Origin of the sequence: Allokutzneria multivorans, assembly GCF_039537405.1 — a bacterium.
Taxonomy (GTDB): Bacteria; Actinomycetota; Actinomycetes; order Mycobacteriales; family Pseudonocardiaceae; genus Allokutzneria; species Allokutzneria multivorans.
The window spans coordinates 63,379-89,768 of the sequence record NZ_BAABAL010000026.1 but is presented as its reverse complement, the minus strand read 5'-3'; the positions used below and the strand labels follow the sequence as shown (position 1 = coordinate 89,768).

General features: G+C 71.1%; 27 protein-coding genes. 11 read left to right on the top strand and 16 right to left on the bottom strand.

The genetic code is table 11. From position 1 onward, the window contains the following. Positions 1-32 precede the first annotated feature (32 nt). Positions 33-980, bottom strand: a complete 948-nt coding sequence (locus ABD798_RS34670) for a 5'-3' exonuclease (RefSeq protein ID WP_344884946.1) — start codon at positions 978-980, stop codon at positions 33-35. Positions 981-1,061: 81 nt separating this feature from the next. On the opposite strand from ABD798_RS34670, the gene ABD798_RS34665 reads away from it, so the two are divergent. The 4 genes from ABD798_RS34665 (at position 1,062) to ABD798_RS34650 (ending at position 4,386) form a co-directional block, all read left to right on the top strand. After that, entirely contained in the window at positions 1,062-1,712 is a 651-nt protein-coding gene (locus ABD798_RS34665; protein WP_344884943.1) for a TetR family transcriptional regulator C-terminal domain-containing protein, read from the top strand. Beyond that, entirely contained in the window at positions 1,709-2,275 is a 567-nt protein-coding gene (locus ABD798_RS34660; protein ID WP_344884940.1) for a hypothetical protein, read from the top strand. Before ABD798_RS34665 ends, ABD798_RS34660 begins: the two co-directional genes overlap by 4 nt. A gap of 252 nt (positions 2,276-2,527) precedes the next feature. After that, complete coding sequence (locus ABD798_RS34655; protein ID WP_344884937.1) at positions 2,528-3,118, top strand: helix-turn-helix domain-containing protein; 591 nt, start codon at positions 2,528-2,530, stop codon at positions 3,116-3,118. Then, positions 3,115-4,386 carry an MFS transporter gene (locus ABD798_RS34650; RefSeq protein ID WP_344884934.1) on the top strand — a complete coding sequence of 424 codons (1,272 nt, stop codon included), beginning with the start codon at positions 3,115-3,117 and terminating at the stop codon, positions 4,384-4,386. The genes ABD798_RS34655 and ABD798_RS34650 overlap by 4 nt, the downstream gene beginning before the upstream one ends. A 152-nt stretch (positions 4,387-4,538) precedes the next feature. Here ABD798_RS34650 and ABD798_RS34645 read toward each other — a convergent pair whose 3' ends face one another. Continuing rightward, positions 4,539-4,772 carry a hypothetical protein gene (locus ABD798_RS34645; protein ID WP_344884931.1) on the bottom strand — a complete coding sequence of 78 codons (234 nt, stop codon included), beginning with the start codon at positions 4,770-4,772 and terminating at the stop codon, positions 4,539-4,541. 79 nt (positions 4,773-4,851) lie between these two features. Here ABD798_RS34645 and ABD798_RS34640 point away from each other — a divergent pair, with 79 nt between their 5' ends. After that, positions 4,852-5,988 carry a M24 family metallopeptidase gene (locus ABD798_RS34640; RefSeq protein WP_425549326.1) on the top strand — a complete coding sequence of 379 codons (1,137 nt, stop codon included), beginning with the start codon at positions 4,852-4,854 and terminating at the stop codon, positions 5,986-5,988. Further along, on the top strand, positions 5,985-6,437 hold the full coding sequence (locus ABD798_RS34635) for an Lrp/AsnC family transcriptional regulator (RefSeq protein WP_344884925.1): 453 nt from the start codon (positions 5,985-5,987) through the stop codon (positions 6,435-6,437). Before ABD798_RS34640 ends, ABD798_RS34635 begins: the two co-directional genes overlap by 4 nt. Here ABD798_RS34635 and ABD798_RS34630 read toward each other — a convergent pair. From ABD798_RS34630 to ABD798_RS34605, 6 genes are all read right to left on the bottom strand, one after another. Next, complete coding sequence (locus ABD798_RS34630; protein WP_344884922.1) at positions 6,434-7,351, bottom strand: glycosyltransferase family 2 protein; 918 nt, start codon at positions 7,349-7,351, stop codon at positions 6,434-6,436. The two genes, ABD798_RS34635 and ABD798_RS34630, sit on opposite strands and share 4 nt — an antisense overlap. Positions 7,352-7,446: 95 nt before the next feature. After that, the gene (locus ABD798_RS34625) at positions 7,447-8,535 is read right to left on the bottom strand and encodes a GDSL-type esterase/lipase family protein (RefSeq protein WP_344884919.1); all 1,089 of its coding nucleotides are present in this window, start codon (positions 8,533-8,535) and stop codon (positions 7,447-7,449) included. A 92-nt stretch (positions 8,536-8,627) separates the two neighbouring features. Then, positions 8,628-8,780 (bottom strand): hypothetical protein, encoded by a 153-nt coding sequence (locus ABD798_RS34620; protein ID WP_344884915.1) that lies wholly within the window; start codon positions 8,778-8,780, stop codon positions 8,628-8,630. Between the two features lie 502 nt (positions 8,781-9,282). Further along, positions 9,283-9,915: an ABC transporter ATP-binding protein gene (locus ABD798_RS34615; RefSeq protein WP_344884912.1), complete on the bottom strand. Its 633-nt coding sequence runs from the start codon at positions 9,913-9,915 to the stop codon at positions 9,283-9,285. Beyond that, the gene (locus ABD798_RS34610) at positions 9,912-10,577 is read right to left on the bottom strand and encodes an ABC transporter ATP-binding protein (RefSeq protein ID WP_344884909.1); all 666 of its coding nucleotides are present in this window, start codon (positions 10,575-10,577) and stop codon (positions 9,912-9,914) included. Before ABD798_RS34610 ends, ABD798_RS34615 begins: the two co-directional genes overlap by 4 nt. Continuing rightward, a complete protein-coding gene (locus ABD798_RS34605; protein ID WP_344884906.1) occupies positions 10,570-13,101 on the bottom strand; it encodes an FtsX-like permease family protein in 2,532 nt (843 codons plus the stop codon). Before ABD798_RS34605 ends, ABD798_RS34610 begins: the two co-directional genes overlap by 8 nt. Before the next feature lie 270 nt (positions 13,102-13,371). Here ABD798_RS34605 and ABD798_RS34600 point away from each other — a divergent pair, with 270 nt between their 5' ends. Beyond that, positions 13,372-14,571, top strand: a complete 1,200-nt coding sequence (locus tag ABD798_RS34600) for an exonuclease domain-containing protein (RefSeq protein ID WP_344884903.1) — start codon at positions 13,372-13,374, stop codon at positions 14,569-14,571. Here ABD798_RS34600 and ABD798_RS34595 read toward each other — a convergent pair. Then, complete coding sequence (locus ABD798_RS34595) at positions 14,568-15,356, bottom strand: FHA domain-containing protein (RefSeq protein WP_344884900.1); 789 nt, start codon at positions 15,354-15,356, stop codon at positions 14,568-14,570. The genes ABD798_RS34600 and ABD798_RS34595 overlap by 4 nt on opposite strands. Positions 15,357-15,392: 36 nt before the next feature. Between ABD798_RS34595 and ABD798_RS34590 the strand changes: the two genes are divergently transcribed. Then, positions 15,393-15,848 carry a hypothetical protein gene (locus ABD798_RS34590; RefSeq protein WP_344884897.1) on the top strand — a complete coding sequence of 152 codons (456 nt, stop codon included), beginning with the start codon at positions 15,393-15,395 and terminating at the stop codon, positions 15,846-15,848. 297 nt (positions 15,849-16,145) lie between these two features. Here the strand turns inward: ABD798_RS34590 and ABD798_RS34585 are convergent, their stop codons facing one another. The 3 genes from ABD798_RS34585 to ABD798_RS34575 form a co-directional block, all read right to left on the bottom strand. Beyond that, a complete protein-coding gene (locus tag ABD798_RS34585) occupies positions 16,146-18,293 on the bottom strand; it encodes a serine/threonine protein kinase (protein WP_344884894.1) in 2,148 nt (715 codons plus the stop codon). Positions 18,294-18,375: 82 nt separating this feature from the next. Continuing rightward, complete coding sequence (locus ABD798_RS34580; protein ID WP_425549325.1) at positions 18,376-20,658, bottom strand: HelD family protein; 2,283 nt, start codon at positions 20,656-20,658, stop codon at positions 18,376-18,378. Between the two features lie 45 nt (positions 20,659-20,703). Beyond that, a complete protein-coding gene (locus ABD798_RS34575; protein ID WP_344884890.1) occupies positions 20,704-21,180 on the bottom strand; it encodes a GbsR/MarR family transcriptional regulator in 477 nt (158 codons plus the stop codon). An 87-nt stretch (positions 21,181-21,267) separates the two neighbouring features. On the opposite strand from ABD798_RS34575, the gene ABD798_RS34570 reads away from it, so the two are divergent. Next, positions 21,268-22,173: an ABC transporter ATP-binding protein gene (locus tag ABD798_RS34570; RefSeq protein ID WP_344884887.1), complete on the top strand. Its 906-nt coding sequence runs from the start codon at positions 21,268-21,270 to the stop codon at positions 22,171-22,173. On the opposite strand, the gene ABD798_RS34565 is transcribed toward ABD798_RS34570, so the two are convergent. The 3 genes from ABD798_RS34565 to ABD798_RS34555 form a co-directional block, all read right to left on the bottom strand. Further along, positions 22,146-23,093, bottom strand: a complete 948-nt coding sequence (locus tag ABD798_RS34565; RefSeq protein ID WP_344884884.1) for a sigma-70 family RNA polymerase sigma factor — start codon at positions 23,091-23,093, stop codon at positions 22,146-22,148. The genes ABD798_RS34570 and ABD798_RS34565 overlap by 28 nt on opposite strands. 99 nt (positions 23,094-23,192) lie before the next feature. Then, the gene (locus tag ABD798_RS34560; protein WP_344884880.1) at positions 23,193-23,351 is read right to left on the bottom strand and encodes a hypothetical protein; all 159 of its coding nucleotides are present in this window, start codon (positions 23,349-23,351) and stop codon (positions 23,193-23,195) included. Positions 23,352-23,482: 131 nt separating this feature from the next. Further along, a complete protein-coding gene (locus ABD798_RS34555; protein ID WP_344884877.1) occupies positions 23,483-23,812 on the bottom strand; it encodes a hypothetical protein in 330 nt (109 codons plus the stop codon). Positions 23,813-24,039: 227 nt separating this feature from the next. On the opposite strand from ABD798_RS34555, the gene ABD798_RS34550 reads away from it, so the two are divergent. Further along, positions 24,040-25,110 carry a hypothetical protein gene (locus tag ABD798_RS34550; RefSeq protein WP_344884874.1) on the top strand — a complete coding sequence of 357 codons (1,071 nt, stop codon included), beginning with the start codon at positions 24,040-24,042 and terminating at the stop codon, positions 25,108-25,110. 10 nt (positions 25,111-25,120) lie between these two features. Beyond that, on the top strand, positions 25,121-25,864 hold the full coding sequence (locus tag ABD798_RS34545) for a nucleotidyltransferase domain-containing protein (RefSeq protein WP_344884872.1): 744 nt from the start codon (positions 25,121-25,123) through the stop codon (positions 25,862-25,864). On the opposite strand, the gene ABD798_RS34540 is transcribed toward ABD798_RS34545, so the two are convergent. Beyond that, positions 25,845-26,306, bottom strand: a complete 462-nt coding sequence (locus ABD798_RS34540; protein ID WP_344884869.1) for an Lrp/AsnC family transcriptional regulator — start codon at positions 26,304-26,306, stop codon at positions 25,845-25,847. The genes ABD798_RS34545 and ABD798_RS34540 overlap by 20 nt on opposite strands. Between the last annotated feature and the right edge of the window lie 84 nt (positions 26,307-26,390).

The window sequence follows — 26,390 nt, the reverse complement described above, 5'->3', positions numbered from 1 at the left end:
GTCCGAGCTGAATATGCCTTTCGGCAGTTGCGCTAGCCGAGCGCGGCCACCAGGCGGTCCACCGAGCGGCTGAGTCCCCACTGCTCCTGTAGCGCGCGCACGCGGTCCAGGTCGACCGGAGCGCTCGGCAGCACGTCGTCGCGGTCCAGGCTGACCGGGGCGTCCACGGCGACGCGGACCACCTTCGGCGCCACGGCGAGGTACTCGCGGGCGGCCTCCAGCTTCCCGCGCGAGCGCGTCGGGATGCGGGTGTCGGCCGGGTCGTCGAGCGCGGCGAGCAGGTCCTCCACCGAGCCCACGGCGGTGATCAGGCCCGCCGCGGTCTTCTCGCCGATCCCCGCGACGCCGGGCAGGCCGTCGGAGGGATCTCCGCGCAGCGCCGCCATGTCCGCGTACGCGGCGCCCGCGCGGTCGACCGGCAGGCCGTAGCGCGCGGCCAGCTCCTCCGGGCCGAAGAACTCGGCCTTGGCGATGCCCTTGCCGGTGTACATGACGCGCACCGGGGTCGGCTCCTCGCGCACGAGCTGGAAGAGGTCGCGGTCGCCGGTGACCACCTCGACCGGATCGCGGTCCTCGGCCGTGGCCAGCGCGCCGATCACGTCGTCGGCCTCGTAGCCCGCCGCCTCGGCCGTGGCGATGCCGAGCGCGTCGAGCAGCTCCAGGATCACCGGGACCTGCGGGGTGAGGGTGTCCGGCACTTCCTCGGCGTCGGCTCCTGGGCCCGATGTCACAGCTTCGGCGACGCGGTGCGCCTTGTAGGAGGGCAGCGCCTCCACGCGGAACGCGGGCCGCCAGTCGGCGTCCAGGCACGCGACGAACCGGGACGGCCGCCGGTCGGTGATGATCTTGGCGATCATGTCGGCGAAGCCGCGCACGGCGTTGACCGGGGTGCCGTCCGGCGCCGTCATCGACTCGGGCAGCGCGTAGAAGGCACGGAACCACAGGCTCGCGGAGTCGAGCAGCACCAGGGGAGTCCTCACCCGGCACAGCCTGCCACCGCCCCCCGACAACCGCCGGAGGACCTCCTTGCGCGTTTTGCAATATGTTCATATTGTAAAAACATGCCCAAGGTGATCGACCACGAGCTCCGGCGCGCACAGGTGGTGCACGCCCTGCTGCGGCTCACCGCCGAGCGCGGGCTGGACGAGGTCAGCGTGGCCAAGGTGGCCGCGGCGGCCGGGGTCTCGGTCGGACTGGTGCAGCACTACTTCGCCACCAAGGACGAGATGCTGCTGCTGGCCTTCCACACCATCGACGAGCGCTTCGACGAACGCCTGCGCCGGTGGCTGGAGGACGGCGGCCGGGACCTGGCCGAGGTCCCCGCGCGCTCGCTGGTGCGCGAGGCGCTGTCGCAGCTGATGCCGCTGGACGACGAGCGCGCCGACGAGGTGCGGGTCTGGCTGGCCTTCTGCGCGCGCGGCGTGGCGACCCCGCAGCTGGCCAAGGTCTACGAGACCGCGCTGCTGCGCCGGGTCGAGCAGATGACCGACGCGCTGCGGCGCGGGCAGGCGGCGGGGGAGATCCCGGCGGGGCTCGACATCGAGGCCGAGGCGCTGCACCTGCTCGCCTTCGCCGAAGGCTTGGCCCAGCAGGCGTTGCTCGCCTCGGGGCACATCACCGCGGAGCGGGTCGTCGACGCCGTCGACGCGCGGCTCGGGCGCGTGTTCACGTCACCAGGAACAGGGTCACCAGGAACAGGGGAGAACGCATGATCTACTGGGCCATCATCGGAGCCGAGGTCGGGTTCTGGTTGTTCATCGCGCTGGGGCTCTTCTCGCGCTACGTCCTGAAGATGCCCAAGCTCGGCGTCGTCTTCCTGATCTGCACCCCGCTCACCGACGTGTTCCTGCTCGCGGTCGCCGGCTACGACCTCTCCGTCGGCGGCAAGGCGGAGTTCCACCACGCGGTCGCCGCCCTCTACCTCGGCATCTCCGTGGTGTGGGGGCACAAGATGATCAACTGGGCCGACCAGCGGATGAACCACCGCTTCGCCGGGGGCCCGCCGCCGGTGCGCAAGCCCGAGCACGGCCGCGCGCACGCCCGGCACCTGCGCTCCGGGTGGTTCCGGCACGTCGCGTCGTGGGCGCTGGGCGTCAGCCTGCTCGCCGGGGGCCTGTGGCTGGCCGACTGGGACCTGAGCCGGGCCGAGGCGCTGGCCGACGTGGCGATGATCTGGACCGCCGTGCTGGTCGTCGACGGCGTCTACTCGCTGTCGTTCACCGTCAAGCCCAAGCCCGAGCCCCGTCAGCGCGAGGTCTCGCTCTCCGGCTCCTGAGACAGGTTCCCGCCGCCCCCGGTCGCTGTCGGCCGGGGCGGTTGCGCTCTGCGCACTGAACGACTCAGCGCACTGGGCCACTCGGTCGTGTTCGCGCGTCCGCTCTCCGTAATCGAAACGTGAGCATGGTTCGCCTGGTGGGTTCGCAACTACTCTGATCGGATTACTTCGGTTACGACTACCGATCGCTTTCGGTAACTGATCTGCCAAGAACGCATTGCAAAGGCTCCTTGGCGAACTACCTTTCCGCGCGTGCCGACAACGACCGACTCCACGCGGCGGGGGCAGCCACTGGACGCCCGCAGCCTCCGGGGCCTGGCGCACCCGCTGCGCCTGCGCATCCTCGGGCTGCTCCGCGCGGACGGCCCGGCGACCGCCTCCGGGCTCGCCGCCCTTCTCGGCGAGAGCTCCGGCAGCACCAGCTGGCACCTGCGCCAGCTCGCCGAGTACGGGTTCATCGAAGAGGACCCCGACCGCGGCAACCGGCGCGACCGGTGGTGGCGGGCCCGTCACGAGGTGACCGCTTTCGACACGGCGCGGTTCCTGGACGACCCCGACTCATCGGGCGCGTTGCAGGTGCTGATGCACGAGGGGGTCAACCGCGACTTCGGCCACGCCGCCGCGTTCGTCGCCGCCGTGGAGTCCTGGCGCCGCGAATGGGTGTGCGCCGCGACCCTGTCCGACTGGGACCTGCGGCTCACCGCACCGGAGCTGGCCCGGCTCGTCGAGGAGCTGGGCACCGTCGTCGAGCGCTACCGCCGTGCGGGCGCCGAGGGCGATGAGGCGGTCCGGGTGCAGTTGCAGGCCTTCCCCCGCACCCGCCACGAGGAGCAGCAGCCTTGACCCTTGCCGAACCCGCCCCGCTACCGCGCGCAGGAGTCGGGTCGTTCCCGGCGCGGGCACCCGAGCGCGCGCGAGGGCCGCTCGCTTCGGTGCTCGTCGCGAACGCGGTCTCCGGGTGCGGGACGACCATGACCCTGATGGCCATCCCGTGGTTCGTGCTCCAGACCACCGGCAGCGCCACCCAGACCGGCCTCGTCGCGGCCATCGAAGCGGTCGGCCTCGTGCTGTCCTCGGTGCTGGGCGGGCCGCTCGTCGGCCGCTTCGGCGCCAAGCGCGTCAGCATGGCCTCCGACCTCGTCGCCGCCGTCGCCGTCGGGCTGATCCCGTTGCTGCACGCGGCGAACGGCCTGCCGATCTGGCAGCTGGTCGTGCTGGCCATGGTGCTCGGCCTCAGCCGCGCGCCCGGTGACACCGCGCGCTACAGCATGCTGCCCGGGCTGACCGAGCTGGCCGGGACCACCATGGAGCGCGCGGCCAGCGGCTACGACGGCGCGGGCCGGGCGACCAGGATGCTCGGCGGACCGCTGGCCGGTTCGCTGATCGCGCTCACCGGGCCGCCGCAGGTGCTGGTGCTCGACGCGGTGACGTTCCTGTTCTCCGCCATGGTGATCGCCGTCGGAGTGCGCGGTCTCGACACCGAGCGCCCCGAGCGCAGGCACTACTTCGCCGAGCTGCGCGAGGGCCTGGCGTACCTGCGCTCCGACCGGCTGATCGCGGCCATCGCCGGGATGATCGCCGTGACCAACGCGCTGGACAGCGCCACGATCACCGTGCTCATGCCCTCCTACGCCCGCGACGTGCTGCACAGCAGCGTCGCGCTCGGCATGATCATCGGCGTCTTCGGCGCGTGCGCGCTGACCGGAACGCTCGTCTACGGCTGGCTCGGCCACCGCATCCACCAGCGCAGGCTGCTGTTCACCACGGCCTTCATCCTGGTCGGCCCCGTGCGGCTGCTGATCTACACCGTCGACCCCGGCCTGCCCGCGATCCTGTTGGTGGTCGCCGTCGCCGGGTTCGCCGCGGGCTCGATCAACCCGCTGCTCGCCGTGGTGGAGTACGGCCGCATCCCCGTGCACATCCGCAGCACCGTGATCGGCGCGATCGGCGCGTGCGCGCTCGTCGGCATGCCGCTGGGCGCACTGCTCGGCGGGCTGGCCGTGGAGACCTGGGAGGTGCACCTGACCTTCGCGGCGGGCGGCCTCATCTACCTCTGCGCCACCCTCTGCCCCCTGGTCTTCCCCATCTGGCGCCAGATGGACGCCCGCTGACCGCCCACCCCTTAAGCCCTGAACGACCCGTTTGGTGCGTTGAGCGCACTGAACGGGTCGTTCAGTGCGTTAGACGCACCAAACGGGGCTTTCGTGGTGGGCGGAGTGCGGCCTTGCCCGAGGGGGATGCGAGTGTCTACAGAGGACGGTGGTCAGCCGCGTTTGGTGAAGCGGCTGCCGCCGTACTTCTTGTGCACGGCCTGTTTGGACACGCCGAGCGCCTCGGCGATCAGCGCCCACGGCAGGCCCCTGGTGCGGGCGCGCCGCACCTGGACGGCCTCGATGCGCTCGGCCTCGTGCCGGATCTCGGCGGCGGCGTGCAGTGCCTTGAGCGGGTCGTCGTCGCCCGCCTGCCCGACCAGCGTTGCCAACCTGTCGACCTCCATCCGCTCAACCTACGTGCTCGCTCCACGTCAATCTAGGTTGACTTGACGGGCACGTCAACTTTGGTTGACTTCGACTAGTCTGGTACGCATGTCCACGAACACCGGGACGCTCGACGTCCCAGCGCTTCGCGCCCGTCTGGGCCGTGCCGCGGAGGCCACCGGGAAGGCCGGGGCGGACGCCCTGGTGATCGCTCCCGGATCGGATCTGCGGTACCTGCTCGGCGTCGGCGGCGGCTCGCACGAGCGGCTGAGCTGCCTGCTGCTGCCAGCCGACGGCGTGCCGGTGCTGCTGCTGCCCGCGCTGGAGGCTCCGGGGTACGCGCACCTGCCGCTGGCCGAGCTCGGCGTCCAGCAGCGCACGTGGGTGGACGGCGAGGACCCGTTCCGGATGGCGGCCGACCACCTCTCCGGGGCGGCGGTGTTCGCGGTGTCGGACATGATGCCCGCACTGCACGCGTTGCAGCTGCGCGACGCGCTCGGCGACGCGCGCCAGGACCTGGCCGGGCCGATCGTGCGGGAACTGCGGATGCGCAAGGACGCGGCGGAGATCGAGGCGCTGGCGGAAGCGGGCGCGGCGATCGACCGCGTGCACGCGCGGATGGGCGAGTGGCTGCGCGCGGGGCGCACCGAGGCGGAGGTGCGCGCGGACATCGCGGCCGCGATCGTCGAGGAGGGGCACCTCACCGCCGAGTTCGTGATCGTCGGCTCCGGCCCCAACGGCGCCAGCCCGCACCACGAGGTCTCCGACCGGGTCATCGAGCGGGGCGACGTCGTGGTGATCGACATCGGTGGGCCGATGCCGAGCGGCTACAACTCCGACTGCACGAGGACGTACTCGATCGGCCGGCCCTCGGGCGCGGGCGTCGCCGACGCCTACGAGATCCTGCGGATCGCCCAGGACGCCGCCGTCCGCGCGGTGCACCCCGGTGCCACCGCCGAGTCCATCGACGCGGCGGCCCGCTCCCCGATCGCCGCCGCGGGCTTCGGCGAGTACTTCGTGCACCGCACCGGCCACGGCATCGGGCTCGACGTGCACGAGGAGCCGTACGTGGTGGCGGGCAACGAGATCCCGCTGGAGCCGGGCATGGCCTTCAGCGTGGAGCCGGGGATCTACCTGCCGGGCCGGTGGGGCGCGCGGATCGAGGACATCGTGGTGGTCACCGAGGAAGGCCACCGGTCGCTGAACAACCAGCCGCATGAACTGGTGGTGCTGTGAACACCTCGTTGGAGGCCATCGACCGGGCGATCCTGCGCGAGCTCAGCGAGGACGGGCGGTGCAGTTTCACCGACCTCGCCGAGCGCGTGGGCCTGAGCGTCTCCGCCGTGCACCAGCGCGTGCGGCGGCTGGAGCAGCGCGGGGTGCTGCGCGGCTACCAGGGGCAGCTGGACTACGAGCAGGTCGGGCTGCCGCTGACGGCGTTCATCTCCGTCACACCGATCGACCCCTCGGCGCCGGATGACTACCCGCAGCGGCTGGAGCACCTCCGCGAGATCGAGGCCTGCTACTCCGTCGCCGGGGACTACTCCTACATCCTGCTCGTGCGCGTCGCCCGCGCCACCGCGCTGGAGGACCTGCTGCGCCGCATCCGCGAGTCGGCCAACGTGTCCACGAAGACCACCGTGGTCCTCTCCACCCCGTACGAGGCGCGCCCCCCGGCGGTCTAGCTCAACTGGTCTCGGAGCAGGGCGGGGACCTCGGCGAGGGCGACCTGGCCCGCGTGGGCGGCGCGCAGCACCTGGAAAGCCTTCTCGTACAGGAGATGTGGCAAGCCCTCACCGCGTACCAAGCGCTCGTGGCACACGTCGTTGAAGTCCATCAGGTGCGCGCGCAGCACCTCGATCGGCGAGCCCTTCGGCACCGGCCACCGCTGCGTCAGCGCCGGGTAGCCGTGGCGGTAGCGGTCGTGCCCGGCGACGATCTGCGTCGAGTCGACGGTGTCGCTGCGCTGGTCGGCCACGCGGTGGTAGACCACGGTGTGCCGCCCGGTCGTCGCGGCCCGCCAACCGTGGCCGTGCACCAAGCGCAGCAACAGCTCCCAGTCCACGAGCACCGGGATCGACGGGTCGAAGCGCGCCGCGCGGTCGTTGCGGCACACGATCGTCGAAGTCGGGATGTAGTTGGCGACGAGGAGCAGGCTCGGATCGAACTCCACGTCGAAGAAAGCCTTGGCGTGCAAGGGTTCCTCGCCCGGTTCGAGGCGGCGCTCGCTGGTGAGGCAGTGCGCGTGGACGAGATCGCTGTGCCGCAGCGCTGCGACCGCGGACTCCAAGTGGTCCGGCAGGTGGAGATCGTAGTCGTCCAGGAAGGCCAGGTAGCGGCCGTTGGCGGCCTCGATGCCGGTGTTGCGCGCGCTAGCGTGCCCTTGCGAGAGGGGTGACTCGATCAGCGTGACGTCGTCGAGCCCGGCGTTCTCGACGACGTCCTTGACGCTCGCCCCGCCGTCGTTGACCACCACGACCTCGACCCGGTGCGCCGAGCCCGGATCGCAGAGTGTCTGTGCCGCAACGCTTTCCAGGGCTGCGGCAAGTGAATCCGGGCGGTCCTTCGTCGGCACCACGACGCTCACCAGGGGCTCCATGATCATGACCGTAGTGGCGCCCGCGGCCCGCAAGAACCCGTGCGCGAGCCCTCCCCTGAGGCAAACGCAGGGGCCTCGCCGTTGCTGGGTGGGGCTCAGCCGGGGGTGCGGTTGAGGGCGGCTTCGCCGATGAGGAGGTCGAGGTCCCCTGCGGCGGTGGGCACGCACGCGCCGAAGCGCTCCGGCGTCCTGAGGAAGCGGCCCAGGCACCTGCCGATCTGCTGGTGGCCGTCGCCGTTGGGGTGGAAGGACTCCTGCATCGCGTGCCGCGCGCGGTCGTCGTGCCGCAGATCGCCCCAGTTCACCGTCAACCGGGTGAACCACTCCGAGCGGCCCTCCACCGCCGACGTGCACGCCTCGTGGCCGATGCCCGCTCCGGCGAGGTCGAGGAAGCGCGCACCCGCGCTGTCGGCGGCTCGGCGCAGGCCGTCGGAGAGCTGGTGGACGGCCTTGGTGCGCACCCACTTCAGGTCTTCGAGGCGGAACGGGCAGCCCGCCAGGCTCTGGAGGTTCGTCTGCACGTCAGGGCCAACGGGCGCGGCGTAGGACTGCACGACCAGCGAGTAAGCGGAGTCCCGGTAGCCTGCCCCGCGCATCACGGCGCGGATGTCGGCGAGCGCGGCGCTGACCTTGGGCACCATGCGCTCGACCCGCTTGGGCCACTCCTCGGTGAGGTTCGCCGCGCACCCGGCCGTGCGCCCGAGCAGCCACGCCCCGGCGCAGTCGGTCACGGTGCGGGCGAAACCGGGGTCGTCGTTGGCGCCCATCTGCACGACCACGGTGGTGACCCGGAACAGCCGTGCCAGCTCGGCGAGCCGCCGCGCCTGCGAGCGCTCGGTGTTGTGGGTGGCCTCGGTCAGGCCGACATCGCGCGCGACCGCGCCGGAACAGGCGAGGTTGACGGTGGTGATCGCCCTGGTCATCGCGGTGTGGTGGACCAGCGCCCGGCTGGAGCGGTGGCACCAGTTGCCGTTCTCGCCGTTGGTGCCCAGCTCGTAGTCGCCGACGCCCTCGCCGGACATCGAGCTGTCGCCGAGGGCCACCACGGCGTGCGGGGCCTCGGCGGGTGGACCGGGGGCGGTGGGGGCGCGGCCGTCGGCCAGCAGCACGCTCACCCCGATGATCGGCACCGCGAGCGTGAACAGGACCAGCCGCAGCGGGCGGAAGCGGTCTCGGGCGCGCATCGCGTCGAGTCTATCGAGGCGTGCGGCGCGGAGACTGGGCGTTTCGAGTACTTCTCAGGCCGCCTCGGAAGGAGCGGGCGGAGAGGGCCGGGTCAGGACGCTTCGCGGTGGCGGTGCCCGGACGCCTCGGCCTCGGCCTCGGTGGCGGTCTCCTCGGCGGTGTCGGTGGCGACCGACTCGGTGATGCCCTTGAAGATCTCGTCGACCAGCTCGTCGTAGATCGGTGTGGCGGCTGCCTGATCCATGGGGTCCCCCTATTGGTCTAACCGGAACCTGGGAAGGCTAACGCAGAGTTCCGGCGATCGCATGTCCTTGATGTCGATGCGATCTTCGTCACGAATGCGCGTTGGCGGGCCGTGACCGCTTCGCCACGCCGTGTGTGTCCCCCGTTCCGGGCAATCACGTCGGGAAACGTTTCGATTCCTTTTCCGTGGTTCGCGCCCCCTTTCGGATAAGGCCGTTATCCCGGTCACAGTGGGGAACCGGCCCCGGTCGAAGTGCGAGCGTGAGCCCTGTTCACGTTGCTTGACGAAAGGGAACGGCGCGGCGCGGAGAGGGGGGTGCTCGATTTTCCCGACGTCGCCGGAGCTGTTCGAGTGAGGCTGCGCGGAAAGGCTTTCCGGGCGCGGGGCAATGTGCGGATCGCATTCGGGCGGTGCTCACGCACAGTGATCGTCGCGGAGTCCCTCGCAGTGGGGACGGCCGGGGCGGTCGGAGCGTCCACTGTGGACGGATGTGCCCGCGTTCTCACGCGGCCCGGACGCGCCCCTCGACCAGGCGCAGCCGGCGGTGCGCCGCTTCGTGGACCTCGTTGTCGTGGGTGGCCACCAGCACCGCGGTGCCCTCGTCGGCCGCGCGCTTGAGCAGGCCGAGCACCACGGGCACGGTCGCGTGGTCGAGGTGCGCGGTCGGCTCGTCGGCCAGCAACAGGCGCGGGCGCGGCGCGAGGGCTCGGGCGAGCGCGGCGCGCTGCCGCTGCCCGAAGGACAGTTCTGTCGGGTAGCGATCGCCCAGCGCGCCGATGCCGAGCTCGTCGAGCAGCTCCTGGACGCGCGCGGTCGGCTCCTCGCCGCGCAGGCGCAGCGGCAGCGCGACGTTCTCCGCGACGGTCAGCTCGTCGGCCAGGCCCATCACCTGCGGCAGCACGGCGCAGTCCTGCCACGCCGGGTGGGCGGACATCCGTTCGCCGAGCAGCAGCACCTCGCCGGAGTCCGCGCTGTCGAAGCCGCTCAGCACGGCGAACAGCGCGCTCTTGCCGGAGCCGGAGGGACCGGCCAGCGTCACGAACTCGCCGGCGCAGACCTCCAAGTCCACGCCGGTCAGCACCTCGACCTGGCCGAAGGACCGACGGACCGCCTGCGCACTGAGAATCGGGCTCATCGTTGGACCCTTCCGTCGCGCAGGCGCACTACCGGCTCGCCCAGCTCGATCAGGCGGTCGTCGTGCGAGGCGGCCACCACGGTCACGTCCCAAGTTGCCAGCTCGGCAAGGGTTTCCAGCACCAGCGTCGCCGAGCGCGCGTCCAGCTGCGAGGTCGGCTCGTCGGCGAGCACCACCTCCGCGCCGGCCGCCAGCGCGCACGCGAACGCCAGCCGCTGTTGCTGGCCGCCGGAGAGCGCGCTGGTCCGCCAGTCCTCGGTGCCCGGCAGACCCAAGCGCTCCAGCAGCTCCGGCGGTGCCGAGGTGCGCCCGGCCAGCTGGGCGGCTGCGCGCAGGTTCTCGCCGACCGTCAGGTAGTCGAACAGGTTGTCCGGCGGGTTCTGGAAGATCATCACGACGCGGTCGCGGCGCAGCCGGCGCAGCCTGCGGTGGGCCAGGCCGGTCACGGGCTCGCCGCCGAAGAACACCGTGCCCTCGGTCGGCTGCTCCACCAGGCCGAGCAGCCGCAGCAACGTGGACTTGCCCGACCCGGACGGCCCGGCGAGCACGGTCAGCCCGCGCTTGGGCACCGCGAGGTCGACATCGGCCACGGCGGTCACCGGGCCGGACGCGGTCGGGTAGTCCACGCGGACCCCGCTCAGTTCCAGAACTGTCTCAGCCACGCAGCAGCTCCCCGGCTCGTGCGGTTCGGGCCGCCCGCACCGCGACCGCGCCCGCCAGCCCCACGACCACCAGGGCGGCGAGCGTGGTCAGCAGCACGAACGACGTCGGGTTCGGGACGGCGGGGAAGGGCGCCAGCCGGGGAGCGGGGTCCAGCCGCGCCGCAGACAGGGCCGCGCTGACCACTCCCGCCGCCGTGCCCACGACCGTGGCCAGCGCCGCGATCACGCCCAGCTCCACGAGATGGCTGGACACCAGGGTTCGCCGCCGCAGCCCCATGCGCGTCGCCAACGCGCTGAACAAGGCGTTCTGCCGTCGCCGCACCTCGACGGAGAGCAGCAGCGAGCAGGCCGCGAGCACCGCGAGGACGGCTCCGAGCGCGGTGATGAAGGAGAACGTCCAGCTGACGACGTAGAACGGCAGCGCGTCGATCGCCTTGGAGCGGCTCTGCGGGTTGAAGTAGCTGACCCCGCCCGCCGTGAGCTGCCCGGTGAGCTGGTTGATGTCGGTGGACGTGCTCCACAACCGCCATGCTGTCGCGTCGTAGGCGTTCGGCAGGGCCTCGCGCGCGATCACGTAGCCCCGGTCGACGCCGAACCCCGGGAACTGCGGCACGGACGTGACGGTGCGCAGCTTCACGCCGTTGATCGGCTCCCACTGACCGTCGGGTGTCTTGCCGACGCGGATCGCGGGTGCTGTGCCGGAGGCGTCGCGCGGGCCGAGCGCGGCGAGGGCCGCACCGGTGTCGATCGAGGACAACGACCACGCGACGCGGTCGAAGCTCGCGCGGTCGACCACGAGGATCTTCACCTGGTCGCCGTTGACCAGGCCGGGCGCGTCACCGACGAGCGTGGTCGTTGCGCTCAGCTCGGCGGGCAAGGTGATCTTGCCCTCCGCGACCCCGAGCGGCAGCTGCACGGCGGTGTTCGCGCCGACGATCATGCCGGACTTGTCGTCGAGGGCGTTCTGCTGCGCGCTCGCGACGCCGTAGCCGACCGCGACCGTGCCGACGGCCAGCGCGGCGACGGTGAGCACTCCGGTCGCGGTCGTCCTGGAGATCGCGAGCCGCCGCACCGCGAGCTGCACGGCCGGCCAGGACCACACGTCGAGCCGGTGCGAAGCGCCGAGGGACGCGCCGAGCACCCGCGAGATCAGCCCGGCCGCCGTCAGCACCACGAGCAGCGGGAAGGCCAGCGCGATCGGGTCGATGCGCGGCAGCACCTCGCCTCGCTGCACGGTCAGCGCGCCGTCGAGCAGTCGCGTCCACGACCACACCGCGAGCGCGGACGTGCCCAGCTCCCAAGGAATCCAGCGCAGCACGCGGCGTTCTCGCGGCTTGGACTGGAAGGTGTGGCGCACGTGGACGGCCGTCGTCGCGCCGACCACCAGCAGCGCGACCGCGAGCACCGCCGTGACGACCGTCGCGACGAGGCCGAACGTGCCGGGCTCCAACGCGGTGCTCGGCGCGAACAGCGGCAGCGCGAGCCTGCCGAGCCCGACCCCGGCCGCTCCGCCGAGCACGAACGGCACGACCAGCTCCAGCACTGCCTTGCCGCCCAAGGCGGCGGGGGAGACGCCGCGCACCCACAGCAGGCGCACTTCGGCGCGGCGGCGCTGACACCACTGGAGGGCGACCGCGCCGACCGCGACCAAGCCGACGAGCACGGTGACGGCCGTCAGCGGGAGCACCGCGAGCAGCACGCTGGTCCTCGCCTGCTCGGCCAGCTCGATGCCTCGGCGCAGCAGATCGGTCTTGGTGAACTTGCCACCCAGCGCGGTGAGGTCCTCCAGCAGCGCGGTCGAGCGCGCCGACAGCTCGTGCGCTTCGGTCAGCGTTGTCGGCAGCTGGTGCGGGAAGCGCAGCGTGAGCGTGTAGCTGGTGGAGAGCCTGGCCATGATCCGGTCGAACTCCGCGCGGTCGGGCAGCAAGCCCAGCGGGGCCGTCGACCCCTCGGCCGCGAGCGGATTGGCGACGACGTAGCGCTCCTCGCCGCACCACCAGTCCCCGCTCGGCGTCGTGATGTCCTCGAAGATCGTCGTCACCGGGGGCAGCAGTCCGCCTTGCCCGCGGTCGCCGAGCTTCACCGAACCCGCCTCCGCGACGCTCCTCGGCAGCCACAGTCCGGAGCGCTCGCCCCCGGCGATGACCTTGACGTGGTCGGCGGCGCCCTCGCGGTGACCGAGTCGCAGCAACGGCGTCCTGCCGTTGAAGTCCGTCCGCCCCACCGCCGCGTAGCGACCCGCCAGTGCACTGCCGAAACCGTTGCGGGCAGCGGCTTCCGAGCCGGTGCGCACCGCCTGCTCGACCTCGGCGGGGCGCAACCGGGTGCCGTCGACGGTGGGCGTGACGATCGCCGGGCAGCCCCGCCCGGTCTGGTAGGCGACCGCCGCCGAGCCGCTCGCGACGGTGTGGCTGATCGCCGCCGTCACCACGAACGAGAGCACGAGTCCGGCGAGCGCAGCCACCAGCACGGTGGAGGCGCTGGCGAGCGCGGCGCGAGGCGCACGGGTCCAGGGGAGGCGCACATGCGGACGGTACCTGCGAAAACGCTCTCCTGGGCCAGATCCGCCAACTCGGGCCGTCCGTCGCAACCCCCGCTGCGCCACCCGGAGTGCGGCGGTCGGAGCAGCGCCCGGTATTCATAGTGGATCACCACGGCGAACGCGCTGAACGGGTCCTTCAGGTACTTGAACGCACTGAACGGGCCGTTCGGGTACTTCAACGCACTGAACGACCCGTTCAGTGCGTTGAGCGCACCAAACGGGTCGTTCAGGGCTAAAGCGGGAGTGGGGGGCGTGGGCGGTCACGGCGGGGTGGCGGGCGGGTACGCGGTGCTGGACGTGGAGACCACGGGGTTGTCCTCGGGGTGGCACGACCGGGTCGTGGAGATCGGCGTGGTGCTGCTCGACCGGGACGGCGCGGTGGTGGGGGACTGGTGCACGCTGGTGAACCCCGGTCGCGACCTGGGGCCGCAACACATCCACGGCATCCTCGCGGCTGACGTGCGCCGGGCGCCGACGTTCCCGGAGATCGCCGCGGAGCTGGCCGGAGTGCTGGCGGGACGGGTGATCGTGGCGCACAACCTGGCCTTCGACGCGCGCTTCATCGCCGCGGAGTTCGCGAGGGCGGGCATGGCGGTCCCGGTCCGCTCGGACCTCGGCCTGTGCACGATGGAGCTGTCCAGGAGCTACCTGACGACCTCCTCGCGCTCGCTCGCGGCCTGCTGCGCGGTGGCCGGGATTCCCTTGCAGCGCGCGCACTCCGCGCTCGACGACGCCTACGCGGCGGCCGGGCTGATGGTGACCTACCTCGGCATGGCGGAGGGGAGGGAGCCGTGGAGGGAGCTGGTGGAGGACGCGCTGAACCGCCCTTGGCCGGTGAGTCCGGCCGGTCCGCAAGGGGAGACCGTGCGCAGGGGAGTGTCGGACACCGGGCTCTTCGTCGAGCGCATCCCGCACTCGGCAGGGCCATTGTCTACAGTGGACGGTTACCTCGAGGTGCTCGACAGGACGCTGATCGACCGCGTGCTCAGCGCGAGCGAGCAGGACGAGCTGGTGGAAGCCGCCGCACAGCGCGGGATCGACCGTGCGACGGCCGAAGTGCTGCACCGCAAGTACCTCGCCGAGTTCGCGCCGCCCAGCCCAGCGGACCGCGCGGCCGTCGCGGACCTGCTGGGCCTGCCCGCCGAACTGGCGGACCGGCCAGCCGTCCGAGCGGTGTGGGGGACCTTCGCGCTCTGCCCGGGCGACCGGATCACCTTCACCGGCGAGACCGTCAAGCCGCGCGAGCTGTGGCAGGACGAGGCGCGCGCCCGCAGGCTGGTGGTGTCCCCGCCGAACATCTGCAAGTGGACCCGAGTGCTCGTCGCCGCCGACCCGGACTCGTTGTCCACCAAGGCCCGCAAGGCGCGGGACTACGGTGTGCCCGTCGTCGTGGAGGACGGGTTCGCGCGGCTGCTGGCCGAGATGCCGGTCCGGGAGGGGTCCCGGGTCTAGCGGTCATCCTCCAACACCGACAGGCTCGACCTGGTGAGGCTGGGGGTGCGAACGATCAGCTCGGTGAGCAGGTGGTGGCTGAGCAGGTTGCCGATCGGCTGCGGCAGATCGGTCTCGACCAGCCCGAACACGCCCTTCTCCGACAGGCGCAGGCGCACGGCCTCCACCACCCGGTCCATCTTGCGCACGTTCCAGTCGTCGGCGGGGAACAGCTCGGCCAGCTGGGTGGCGGCCTGGCCCCTGGCCAACGGCTGGGCGCGCGGGTTGTCGCGCAGGTACTCCTGGCCGAGCACGGTCAGCACGAGCCGTTCCTTCTCCGACAGCTCCCACGTGTGCCCCGGCGTGGTGTGCTGGCCGAACAGCGGCCTCGGCAGCGTGCCGTCGCCCGCGTTCACGTACAGCTCCACCACGTGGTGGCGGCCTGCGGGCGTGGTGATCAGCGCCGAGGTCACGCCCGGCCGCAGCGGCACCGTCTCGCCGTCGTCGCGCAGCGTGTACTCGCCCACCCCGATGGGGAGCTTGCCGGTGTTGCCGAGGTGCCACCATCCTTGGCGGTGCACGAGCAGGCCGTGCTGCCTGCTGACCTTGGTGTCGTCCTCGCCGATCGTGACGTCGGCGGGCTTGTCCCTGTCCTGGGGGCGTCCTCGGCCGAAGCGCACGCGGGCGCCCTCCACCGGAGCCGCCGCCGCCGCGCCCGCGACCGTCCTGACGATGAGCGCGCCGGGCGTGGTCCACGGCTTCGTCCGGGGCAGCCCACCCGGCCCCTCGATGCGTGCGACGTTCACCCCGAGATCCTACGAACCCAGGGACACCTTGTGACCATGCGTTTGCCCGCTCTGTCGTTGCTGCTGCTCAGCGTCGTGGCGTGCGCGTCGCCGCCGCCTCCCGCCCCGCAGGCGCCGCCGGTCGTCACGACCACCGCGGCCGCCGTCACCACCACCCAGCAGGTGCCGGACCGCCAGCCGCACACGCTGGTGCTCAACGCGACCGGCAGCGGCGACATGATGCTGAACAAGGTCAAGTACACCCTCGACGGCCAGGTCCAGGAAGAGGGCGACATCCCGCTGCCCTGGCGCAAGTCGCTCACCGTGCCCGCCGACGGGCTCCCGCACTCCTGGGAACTGAAGATCACCTACACCGCCGGGCGCAGCGCCAAGCTCGATGTCTTCGTGCTCTACGACGGCAAGGAGGTCAGCCGCACCGGCGGCGGAGGCGGTGGCACGGGCAACACGAAGATGACCGGCGGCTCCTCCATCGGCGGCAGCGTCAGCGGCTGAGCCGTCCGCGCAGTGGGCGTGTTGTCGAACCAATGTGGCATTGGTTACGCGAGACGTAACCAATGCCGCATTGGTTACGTCAGTCCGCGCTGAAGAGGTTGAGGTGGGGCGGCGTCAGGGGTGGATGGGCGAACCAGATGAAGTTGAGGCAGGGCGGGTCGGGCTAGCCCGGTGGCTGCGCGGACGGCGGGGTCGTGCCAGAGGAGCGGACGGCGGGGTCGCGTCAGAGGAGCGGACGGTAGGGGCGCGTCAGACAGCAGCGGTGCCGGGCGAAGACAGCGTGAGGCAGGAGCAGCCTCAGACGGGGCCCGCGTCGTGGGTCCACCAGTCGATCATGGCGAGCGGTGAGGTGCCCCGGTGAGCGACGACGCGGATGGCGAAACGCTCGTCGGTCCACGCCATGCCGCGCTCACCGGTCTCCTTGTAGGTGTAGCAGCGCAGGTTTCCCGTGCCGCCGCCGCGCGAGTAGTCGCTGCCGCCGTTGAAACCCTCGGGGAGGTTCCGGCAGTCGTTGTCCTGCCCGCCGACGGGACCGTGCACGGTACGCATGGTCGTGACGTCGGAGAACTGGTAGTACGCAACGAGTTCCGCGCCGCTGGTGCGCCCGCACGCGACGCCGACGGCGGGGAGCGCGCCGACGTCCCGCCACTTCAGGCTGGGCGCGGCGCGCACGCAGTGGTTGCGCGACACGGGCGGGATGTGGTCGAGCAGCTTGCGCTCGTCGGCGGTGGGGAAGGGCGGGTCGGCCTGGGCGTTGGTCGCCTCGACGATGCGGTTCAGCGGCGAGAGGTGCCACTGCGACCACCAGCCGTGCACGGCGCGCGGATCGGAGCCGGTGACCACACCGATGATCGACAGCGGCTCCATCGTCCACGAGATGCTGAGCGCGCCGTCGGCACCGGTGCGGCACATCAGCTGGCCGATGTCCGTGCCGAGCCAGTCATGTCGTTGTGTGCCAAGGAATCCCGGAGCGTTCGCGCACGAGACGCCGACGGGGGCCTTGGCTTCGGCGACCATGCCGGTGAACTGGTCGCGCAGCGGCGGCAGCGACGCGAAGCGGTAGTAGCTGACCTGCTGCGCGCCGATGCCGAGCGGAGTGCAGGTGACACCGGCAAGAGCCGTGGGGAACGCGTCGAGGTCGGCTCGCACGCAGTTCGCGCCTGAGCTGACCGAGATCGTGGCGCGCTCGTCCTCGGTCGGGAACGCTGCCGTGCCACCGGTCCACGATGTCCACGCTTGGCGCAGCGGCGCGTCCTGCGGAGCTTCGGCGCGAGTCAAGGTGCGCGCGGCGATGTCGGTCCAGACGACATGGGCGACGCCGTCCCTGGCGTAGCAGAGAACGCGGCCCTTGGCGGGACCCGTCAAGGGGTAGCGGTGCTCGCCGCCGTTCGCGCTCGCGCAGTCACCGTTCTTGGCCACGCCCGCCGAGCGCACCGCGCGCCCGTAGGCCTCGTCGACCCCGGCTTGGTCGGCGAGCAGCTCCGTCGAGGTCTCCTGGCCCTCCCGCGTGCGACACGTGATCGTCGCCGGGGTCGCAGCTGAGCAGTCTCCACGCAGCGCCTCGGGAACGCGGTCCAGAGCGAGCGGAATGTTGTTGCCGCTCAACAGGATTGTTGTCGTCGCGAGCACTGCGACCACGCCGAGCGCGGTGAGGCTCAGCTTCAGCGTGCGGCGCGACTTCGCGGTGGCGAGCGCGTGGACGAACTCCGCGCAGGAGCCGAAGCGGTCGGCGGGATCGGGTGCGAGCGCCTTCGCCAGGACGCGGTGGACCGCCGGAGCGGTGCTGAGCCGGGTTGACGGCGAGCCGGTGAGGCAGTGCTGCACCACCACCGCGAGCGAGTACACGTCCGTGCGGCGGTCGATCATGCCGCCGCGAACCTGTTCCGGTGACGAGTAGTCCGGAGTGCCGACGAACACCCCGGTCGCCGTGAGCCCGGTCGTGGAGATGTCCTTCGCGATGCCGAAGTCGCACAGGTACACGTGCCCGGTGCCGTCCTCGATCATGATGTTCGCGGGCTTCACGTCGCGGTGCACCAGGCCGAGCGCGTGCGTGCTGTCGAGCGCGGCGGCGACCTGGCCGACGATGCGCAGCGTCTCCTGGAAGCCGAGCACACCGTTGCGCTCGTTCAGCACCTGGCGCAGGTTGTGGCCCTGGACGTAGTGCATCGCCAGGTAGCGCGAGCGCCCGACCTCGCCCGCCGCGTACACCGGGACCACGTTGGGGTGCTCGATGGTCAGCGCGATGCGGGACTCCCGCTCGAAGCGCTCGCTCAGCCCGGGCGAGGACTCCTGGACCTTCAGCGCGACCAAGCGGTTGTGGTGGGTCAGGTCCTCGGCGAGGTAGACCGTGCTCATGTTCGTGCGCGAGAGCGCGGTGCGACGGCGGTAGGCGGGCAGCAGGTCCCAGGCGACGTCGTCGAGGTACCCGTCTTCTGTCTCTTGCACCGCCGTCCTCAGGGTTGGAGGTCAGCGCAGTTTACCGGCTGGGCGGGCTCGGCCTGGAGGAACCGAGCCCACCCACGCCGGGTCAGGCCAGTGCTTCCGCCAACGACTCGGGCAGCGGCGCGGAGTGCACGACGCCGAGGCGCTGCGTCGCGCGGGTCAACGCGACGTACAGGTCGTTGACGCCCTTCACGGACTCTTCGCGGATCATCGCGGGCTCGACCACGATCACGCCGTCGAACTCCAGGCCCTTGGCCTCGCGCACGGTGAGCACGCTGACTCGCTCGGACGGGCGAAGCACCTCGCGCAGCGACGCCGGGACGAGCACGCCGAGCGTGCCCTCGCCGACCTCGGCCAGCTCCTTGCCCGCCAGTTCCGCGAGGCGCGCGGGCAGGTCCTCGGCGGGCACGGCGAGGCTCCACGGCGCGACACCGGTGCTGCGCACGGACTTCGTCTCGGTGATCGACGTGCCGAGTTCGCGCAGGACCGCGCTCGCCACGCTCATGATCTCGGCCGGAGTGCGGTAGTTGACCGTCAGCTCCTCCATCCGCCAGCGGTCGGCCATGTGCGGGGCGAGGACCTGCTCCCAGGACTCCGCGCCCGCGAGGTCGCCGGTCTGGGCGACGTCACCCACGAGGGTCATCGACCGCGACGGCGCGCGCCGCATCAGCAGCCGCCACGCCATCGCCGACAGCTCCTGGGCCTCGTCCACGATCACGTGCCCGAAGGTCCAGGTGCGGTCCTGCGCGGCGCGCTCAGCGGTGGTCAGGGTGCTGGAGCGCTCGTGCCGCTCGGCCAGGTGGTCGGCGGTGATCATGTTCATCGCCATGAGCACGTCGTCGTCGGCGACCTCCTCGTCGATGCGCATGATGTCGACGACGCCCTCGGCGAACTCCAGTCGCTCCTGGCGCTTCTTCGCCGCCAGCGCCTTGGCCGCCCGGTCGTCCTCGCCGAGCAGCTCCATCGCCTCGTCCAGCAGCGGCACGTCGGCGGGCGTCCAGCCGTAATGCTCCGGCCGGTGCAACAGCGCGCGCTCATCTGCGGACAGGTGCGGCAGGGCCGACTCCAGCAGGTCAGGCGAGGCGTACAGCTCCTTGAGCAGCCGCTGCGGCGAGAGCACCGGCCACAGCCAGTCCAGCGCCTCGATGACGTCGCGCTCCTCGCGCAGCTCCCTGGCGATGTCGGCCAGATCGCCCGCCTCCAGCAGGTCGGCGCCCAGGTTGTCCGCGACGATCCGGGTCAGTTCCCGCACGATCGCGGCGCTGAAGGTCGGCTCCGCGCGGTTGTGCAGCGTGCCCAGCCGCAGCGCCGCCGCCTTGGCCCGCTCCACCGCCTCCGGCTGGAGCAGCAGCGTCTCGCGCTCGAAGACGATCTCCATGGGCGCGTCGGGCACGCGCTGCCGGTCGGCGACCGCCTTGGCCAGCACCTCGACCATGTCGGGGCGGCCCTTGATCGCGGCGGCCTCGTCGGGCTCGGTCAGCTTCGGCCGCACATCGGGGAAGAGGTCGCCGACCGTGGCCATCAGCACCCCGGTCTCGCCCAGCGAGGGCAGCACCTGGGAGATGTAGTTGAGGAACTCCGTGTTCGGGCCGACCACGAGCACGCCGCGCTTGGCCAGCTGCTCGCGGTGGGTGTACAGCAGGTACGCGGCGCGGTGCAGCGCGACGGCCGTCTTGCCGGTGCCCGGCCCGCCCTGCACGACCAGCACGCCGTGCAGCGGGGAGCGGATGATGTTGTCCTGCTCGGCCTGGATGGTGCGGACGATGTCGGTCATCCGGCCCGTGCGCTTGGCGTTGAGCGCGGCCAGCAACGCCGTCTCGCCGGTGACCGCGTCGGCGTCCTCCACCCCGGACAGGTCCAGCAGCTCGTCGTCGACGCCGATCACCGTGCGCTTGCGGATGCGCAGGTGCCTGCGCAGGCGAACGCCCTCGGTGGTCGCGCCGGTCGCCACGTAGAACGGCCGCGCGGCGGGCGCCCGCCAGTCCACCAGCAGCGGCTCGTAGTCGTTGTCCTCGTCGAGAATGCCGATCAGCCCGATATAGCGGTCGGTGTCGTCGGTGAATTCCAGCTTGCCGAAGCACAGGCCCGTCTCAGCGGCGGCGTACTGCGCCAGTTGTTCGGTGTGCATCCTGGTCGCGGCATTTCTCTCCGTGTGCGCCTGCTCGGAGTCAGGGATCTGCCGCAGTGCCGAGGAGAGGAACTGTTGTGCCTGCTCACGCAGGATGTCGAAGCGGTCGTAGAGCCGTGTGACGTAGTCCTGCTCCTCCGCGAGCACGGTGCTGTCGCTCGTTTCCGGCGCATTCGATACGGTTGACAACCGGCCCCCTCTTACTTTACAATCGGGAGAGATATTCACTCCTGATTCCATTTTGCGCATGCGGAGTCGACTATAGCGTTCGATTCCCCTCTCGCGCTAATCGCTCTTTTCGGGCCGGCGCTCTCGCCACTTCGCGAGCAGCGAGGGCATCTCGGCCTCCATGAACCGGAAGAACGCCAGCGTCTCCGCCATGCGCGTGCCCGCCGGAGTGTCCTCGCCGAGCACCTCGATGCCCTCGGCCAGCGCGTCCGCCCAGCGCTTCATCAGCTGCTGGCGGCTGAGCATCGTCTGCTGCCACATCGGGCCCGACGCCTGGTAGTGGTCGCGGCGGGTGCCGGGCTCGCGGTCGCGCACGGCGATCTGCGTGTCGCTGAGGTAGCGCACCGCGCCGGAGATCGCGGCGGGGGACACCTGCAACGTCTCGGCCAGCTCCGCCGCCGTGAGCTTCCCGGAGTCGCTGACCAGCAGCGCGATGAACACGCGCGCGGGCATCCTCGGCCAGCCCACGTCGGAGAGCATCGCCGCAGAGCGCTCGATGAACGAGGCCAGTCCCTCGTCGGGCACGGCGGTCATCTCGCCTCCAGGGTCAACGGGTGAGGTGAGGAGTTTACCCATGTCACTATGTTCACTAAATTGTGAAGACCATGTAGGTTGAGCGCCATGGCAACGGCGATCTCGGTGTCCGGGCTGGTCAAGAGCTTCGGCAAGACGCGTGCGCTGGACGGGCTCGACCTGGAGGTGCGGACCGGCGAGGTGCACGGCTTCCTCGGCCCGAACGGCGCGGGCAAGTCGACGACGATCCGCGTGCTGCTGGGGCTGCTGCGCAAGGACGCGGGCGAGGTCGCTCTGCTCGGCGGCGATCCCTGGCGCGACTCCACCGAGCTGCACCGGCGGCTGGCGTACGTGCCGGGCGATGTGACGCTGTGGCCGAACCTGACCGGCGGCGAGGTGATCGACCTGCTCGGGCGGCTGCGCGGCAAGCTCGATCCGCGGCGCCGCGACGACCTGCTCGACCGCTTCGCCCTGGACCCGCGCAAGGCCGGGCGCGCCTACTCGAAGGGCAACCGGCAGAAGGTCGCCCTCGTCGCGGCGCTGGCCTCGGACGTGGAACTGCTCCTCCTCGACGAGCCCACCTCCGGGCTGGACCCGTTGATGGAGGAGGTCTTCCGCGAGTGCGTCGCGGAGGAGCGCCGAGCCGGGCGGACCGTGCTCCTCTCCAGTCACGTGCTCGCCGAGGTCGAGGCGTTGTGCGACCGCGTGAGCATCGTCAGGGACGGTCGAACGGTCGAGTCCGGCACGCTCGCCGAGCTGCGGCACCTGACCCGGACCTCGGTGACCGCCGAGCTGGACCGGCCGGTGGATCTGTCCACTGTGGAGGGTGTGCACGGGCTCGTCGTCGAAGGTGATCGGCTTCGTTGTCAGGTCGACACGGCCGCGCTCGGCGTGGTGCTCGGCTTGTTGTCCGGAGCGGGTGTGCGGGCGTTGACGAGTCAGCCGCCGACGCTGGAGGAGCTGTTCCTGCGCCACTACTCCACGGATCAGCTCGCCCAGTCCAGCAGCGTGTGATGCCGCTGGGGATCGCGCAGCCGCCGCATCGCTTCCTTCTCCAGCTGGCGGATGCGTTCCCTGGTCAGCCCCAGGCGCTCGGCGATCTCCTGGAGCGTGCGCTGGTGGCCGTCGTTGAGGCCGTACCGCAGCGTGATGATCAGCGCCTCGCGCGGCGGTAGCTGGTCGATGACGGCGCGCAGCTCGTTGGCCAGCGCGCGGTACTCCAGCACGTCCGGCGCGGAGAGCACCTCGGTGTCCTGGATGAGATCACCCACCCGGGTTTCGCCGTCGGTGCCCACCAGGCTGTCCAGGCTCAGCGACTCACGGCCGACGCGCCGCAGCTCGATCACCTTGTGCACGGGCACCTCGGCCGCGATCGCGACCTCCTGGGCGGTGGGTTCGCGGTCCAGGCTCGACTGGAGGGCGCGCTCGACCTTCGCCAGCTTCGACAGCGTTTCGATCACGTGCACGGGGAGCCGGATCGTGCGGCCCTGCTCGGCCAAGCCCCTGTCGATGGCCTGGCGGATCCACCACGTGCCGTAGGTGGAGAACTTGAAACCCTTGGTGTAGTCGAACTTCTCCACCGCGCGGATCAGGCCGAGGTTGCCTTCCTGAACCACGTCCAGCACGGGTACGCCGCGTCGTGCGTACTTCTTCGCGGTGGCGACCACGAGCCGCAGGTTCGCGCGGATCATGTGCGCCTTTGCCTCTGCCCCGTCCCTCGCGACCAGCTCCAGCTCGGGCGCGCGGCCCCGGTGCGCGCCCTCGTCGAGCAGGTGTCTCGCGTAGACGCCGGCTTCGATCCTCCGGGCCAACCACACCTCCTGCTCGGCGGTGAGCAGTGGTGTAGCGGCGATCTGGTTGAGGTACTGCCGCATCAGGTCTGGCTCTTCGCCTGCGAGGCGAGGTTCCTGGCGCCGAGCGGACACCTCGTTCACGACGGTCACCTCCGGCTGCTGCTGTGGAGAACGATCTCCACTTCGGCTACCCGGTTCGGGCGGAGGCAACCAGCTGGCTCCCGATCAGTGCGATCGGGGTCAGTCCGATCCGCGCACGATGTGCGGTTCGGTCTCCCTGGGCTCGTCGCCGAGCCAGGACCAGCGCGCCCAGACCGCGGTGTTGTGCGTGTCGGCCGGGGCCTCCGCGCTGCGCGGGAACGGCACGACGCTCTGCCTTCGTGCGGTTGTGCTTCCCATGGTTGTTCCTCCTTCCCCGCCGTCGCCGGCGTGGGCTGTGAGTGTCCCTACACAGTGGTGATCGCCACCAGAGTCGTCATCGTTTCGATGTACCACTCGTTGGGAAACAACTTGACTTCGCAGGGGAATCCCTACTTGCCAAGAGGGTGTGCCCGGTAGTTGTCCGCGATGAACTTCGCCACCACGACCGGGGCGGGTGAAGGCTGTGCGGGCGAGGCGCTCAGGTACTGGTGGCCGGTGGGTTCCGCGTCCACGTCGAAGGACGAGCGGACCGCGACCGACCACCCGGCGCGCGCGGTCCAGCAGGCGGCGACGGAGCTTCCCGCGAGGTCCATCCGGACGGCGTCCGCGCGGTGGTCGGCCCCGAGGTCGAGTCGCTCCACCAGGATCGCGTGGTCCAGTACGGCGCGCTCCACTTGGAGGAAGTAGTCGATGGAGGCCGCCGTGGCGTGTTGTGACATGTGCTCACGGTAAGCGCCAGAACGCCGCCGCGCCATCGTCGGTCTCAGTGACCGCACGGGGCAGCCGTGTGCCGCAGTGCGCGCGAGATCGCTTGCGGGACAGGGGCAGTCGCTCGATTCGTCCATTGTGGACGCTCCTGTATCGATGCCTTGATCGATGCTGTAATCGATTTAGCGGCTCGGGCAAATCGATTGCGCAGAGTGACTGCGACGGGAAGGCTTCCCCCATGCGACTGGTGCACTCCGAGGTGCTGGCCGGGCTCGCGGCCAACCCCGCGCTCCCGCGCGCGCTGCTGGCGCGCTTCGTGGCCGACGCCGACGAGGAGCTGAGCGCGGAGCTTGCCCGCCGCACCGACCTCACGGCTGATCAGGAGCGCGTTCTCGCTGGTAGAGCGTCTGCCGAAGATCCTGCGGCAATGCTCGTCGATCCCGATCCGCTGGTCCGTGTGCGACTGGCGTGCTGGCCCGCCATCGGCGCTGCCGCCGTCGAGGTGCTGGCCCGCGATCCGGACATCGACGTGCTCACCTCGGCCGCCACGTGTCAGCCGCTGTCCGGCGCGCTGGTGGACGAACTGATGCGGGACGAGCGCCCGGAGGTCCGCAAGGCCTTGGCGCGCAACCACCACCTGCCCGCTTCCGTGCTCGCGGTCCTGGCGGAGGACAGCGACGAAGCTACGCACATCGCGCTCGCGGAGAATCCGCGCGCGCCTGTCGAGGTGCTGCTGCCGTGGCTGGGGCACACCGGCGTCCACGTCCGGTGGGCGCTCGCGCGCCGGACCGATCTGCCCGTGGACGCCTATGAGCGGCTCGCTGAGGACCCCTTGCCCGGCGCGCAGTGGGACGTCGCGGCCAACCCGGCGCTCGCCGACACCGAACGTGGCCGTGCTCTGGTGGCTCGGCTGGCGTTGAGCGAGGACCGCTGGCTGCTGCAACGCCTCGTGCACAATCCGGGCATCGAGTTGGGAGCACTTGAACGCCTCGTGCCGAACGTGCGCGTCGGGCCGGTGCTGCTGCCCAGAATCGCGCGGGCGACTTCGGCTGAGCTGCGCGTGCTCGCCGCGTCGTCGGCGCCACAGGTCCGGGCGCTCCTGGCGTATCGGCCGGACCTGCCCGCGGACCTCGTGGTGCCGTTGCTCAAGGGCGCGAAGCTGAAGGTGCGGCGTGCTTTGGCGGCGCAGCGCAACCTGCCCGTTGAGTCCATTGTGGACTTTCTGGGCGGCTCCGATGCCCGGGCCGCTCGTGCGGCGGCGGCCAACCCCTCGCTGCCCGTCGCGGAGATGGAGCGGCTGCTCTCCTAGGGTGGTTGTCATGTTCACTGTCGAGGAACGAGACCGCTTGCGGGACAGCCTGATCGAGGCCGCTCGGGCGGACGCGCGGATCATCGGCGCGGCACTGACCGGCTCGGCGTCGGTGGGGGCGGAGGACCAGTGGTCCGACGTAGACCTCGCGTTCGGGGTTTCCGGTGACCAGCGTGAAGTGCTCGCCGACTGGAGCGAGCTGATGTATCGCGAGCACGGCGCGGTGCACCACACCGATGTGCGGTTCCGCTCGACGATCTACCGGGTTTTCTTGCTGGACAACACTTTGCAGGTGGACATCGCGTTCGCCCCTGCGGAGGAGTTCGGCGCGCTCGCACCCACGTTCCGGCTCGTTTTCGGTGAGGCACGTGAACAACCGCAGTCCGCGCCCGCCGATCCGGTGTCGCTGGTGGGCATGGGCTGGCTGTATGCGCTGCACGCCCGGTCGAGCATCCAGCGCGGCCGAGTGTGGCAGGCGGAGTACATGATCAGCGGCGTGCGCGACCACGCGCTGGCGCTGGCGTGCCTGCGCCACGGGCTGCCCGCGAGCCAGGGGCGGGGCATGGACCGCCTGCCCGGCACCGTGACCGAGGTCGTGACCGGCGCGCTCGTGCGGTCGCTGGAGATTTCCGAGCTGTGGCGGGCTTTCGGTGTCGCCACCGACGCGCTGCTGATCGAGGTGGAGCTTGTCGATGCCGCCCTCGCGGAGCGGATCGCCGGGCCGTTGGAGCGGCTCAGCCGGTCGGCACGGTGAGGCCGACCTTCACCCGGTCCAGCACGACGTTGGTGGTGAAGCGCCGTACGGTGGGGTTGTCGAAGAGCACGCGGCGCGTCACCGCGTCGAACTCGGCCATGTCCCGCGCGCTGATCACCAGCACGAAGTCGATCTGGCCGGTGACGCAGTAGCACTGCTGCACGTGCTCGTCCTCCAGGAAGCGCCGCCGCAGCTCTTCGAGCAGGTGGGCGCGCTCGCGCTCCAGCTCGACCAGCACGACGAAGGTCATCTCCTGGCCGAGCGCGCGCGGGTCCAGCACCGCGACCTCGCGGTTGATCGTGCCGTTCTCGCGCAGCCGCTTGATCCGGCGCTGCACGGCCGCCGCGGACAGGCCGACCTCGGCGCCGATGTCCTCGGCGATGGTCCTGCTGTTGCGCTGGAGGATGGCCAGGATCGCCCGGTCCACGTCGTCGATCTGCATGACCGCACGATAGGCGCTCAGCACGCGGTTTGGCCGCGTCGTTTGTGCAGCTGACGCGCCCGAACCGCGTGCGCGGTCTCTAGG

Excerpts from the sequence above, each read along its gene's own strand:
- ABD798_RS34665 (WP_344884943.1), top strand. The coding sequence starts at position 1,062 with ATGCCCAAGGTGATCGACCACGAGCTCCGGCGCGCACAGGTGGTGCAC.
- ABD798_RS34660 (WP_344884940.1), top strand. The coding sequence starts at position 1,709 with ATGATCTACTGGGCCATCATCGGAGCCGAGGTCGGGTTCTGGTTGTTC.
- ABD798_RS34645 (WP_344884931.1), bottom strand. The coding sequence starts at position 4,772 with ATGGAGGTCGACAGGTTGGCAACGCTGGTCGGGCAGGCGGGCGACGAC.
- ABD798_RS34630 (WP_344884922.1), bottom strand. The coding sequence starts at position 7,351 with ATGGAGCCCCTGGTGAGCGTCGTGGTGCCGACGAAGGACCGCCCGGAT.
- ABD798_RS34625 (WP_344884919.1), bottom strand. The coding sequence starts at position 8,535 with ATGCGCGCCCGAGACCGCTTCCGCCCGCTGCGGCTGGTCCTGTTCACG.
- ABD798_RS34620 (WP_344884915.1), bottom strand. The coding sequence starts at position 8,780 with ATGGATCAGGCAGCCGCCACACCGATCTACGACGAGCTGGTCGACGAG.
- ABD798_RS34615 (WP_344884912.1), bottom strand. The coding sequence starts at position 9,915 with ATGAGCCCGATTCTCAGTGCGCAGGCGGTCCGTCGGTCCTTCGGCCAG.
- ABD798_RS34590 (WP_344884897.1), top strand. The coding sequence starts at position 15,393 with ATGCGTTTGCCCGCTCTGTCGTTGCTGCTGCTCAGCGTCGTGGCGTGC.
- ABD798_RS34580 (WP_425549325.1), bottom strand. The coding sequence starts at position 20,658 with ATGGAATCAGGAGTGAATATCTCTCCCGATTGTAAAGTAAGAGGGGGC.
- ABD798_RS34575 (WP_344884890.1), bottom strand. The coding sequence starts at position 21,180 with ATGACCGCCGTGCCCGACGAGGGACTGGCCTCGTTCATCGAGCGCTCT.
- ABD798_RS34570 (WP_344884887.1), top strand. The coding sequence starts at position 21,268 with ATGGCAACGGCGATCTCGGTGTCCGGGCTGGTCAAGAGCTTCGGCAAG.
- ABD798_RS34560 (WP_344884880.1), bottom strand. The coding sequence starts at position 23,351 with ATGGGAAGCACAACCGCACGAAGGCAGAGCGTCGTGCCGTTCCCGCGC.
- ABD798_RS34555 (WP_344884877.1), bottom strand. The coding sequence starts at position 23,812 with ATGTCACAACACGCCACGGCGGCCTCCATCGACTACTTCCTCCAAGTG.
- ABD798_RS34550 (WP_344884874.1), top strand. The coding sequence starts at position 24,040 with ATGCGACTGGTGCACTCCGAGGTGCTGGCCGGGCTCGCGGCCAACCCC.
- ABD798_RS34545 (WP_344884872.1), top strand. The coding sequence starts at position 25,121 with ATGTTCACTGTCGAGGAACGAGACCGCTTGCGGGACAGCCTGATCGAG.
- ABD798_RS34540 (WP_344884869.1), bottom strand. The coding sequence starts at position 26,306 with ATGCAGATCGACGACGTGGACCGGGCGATCCTGGCCATCCTCCAGCGC.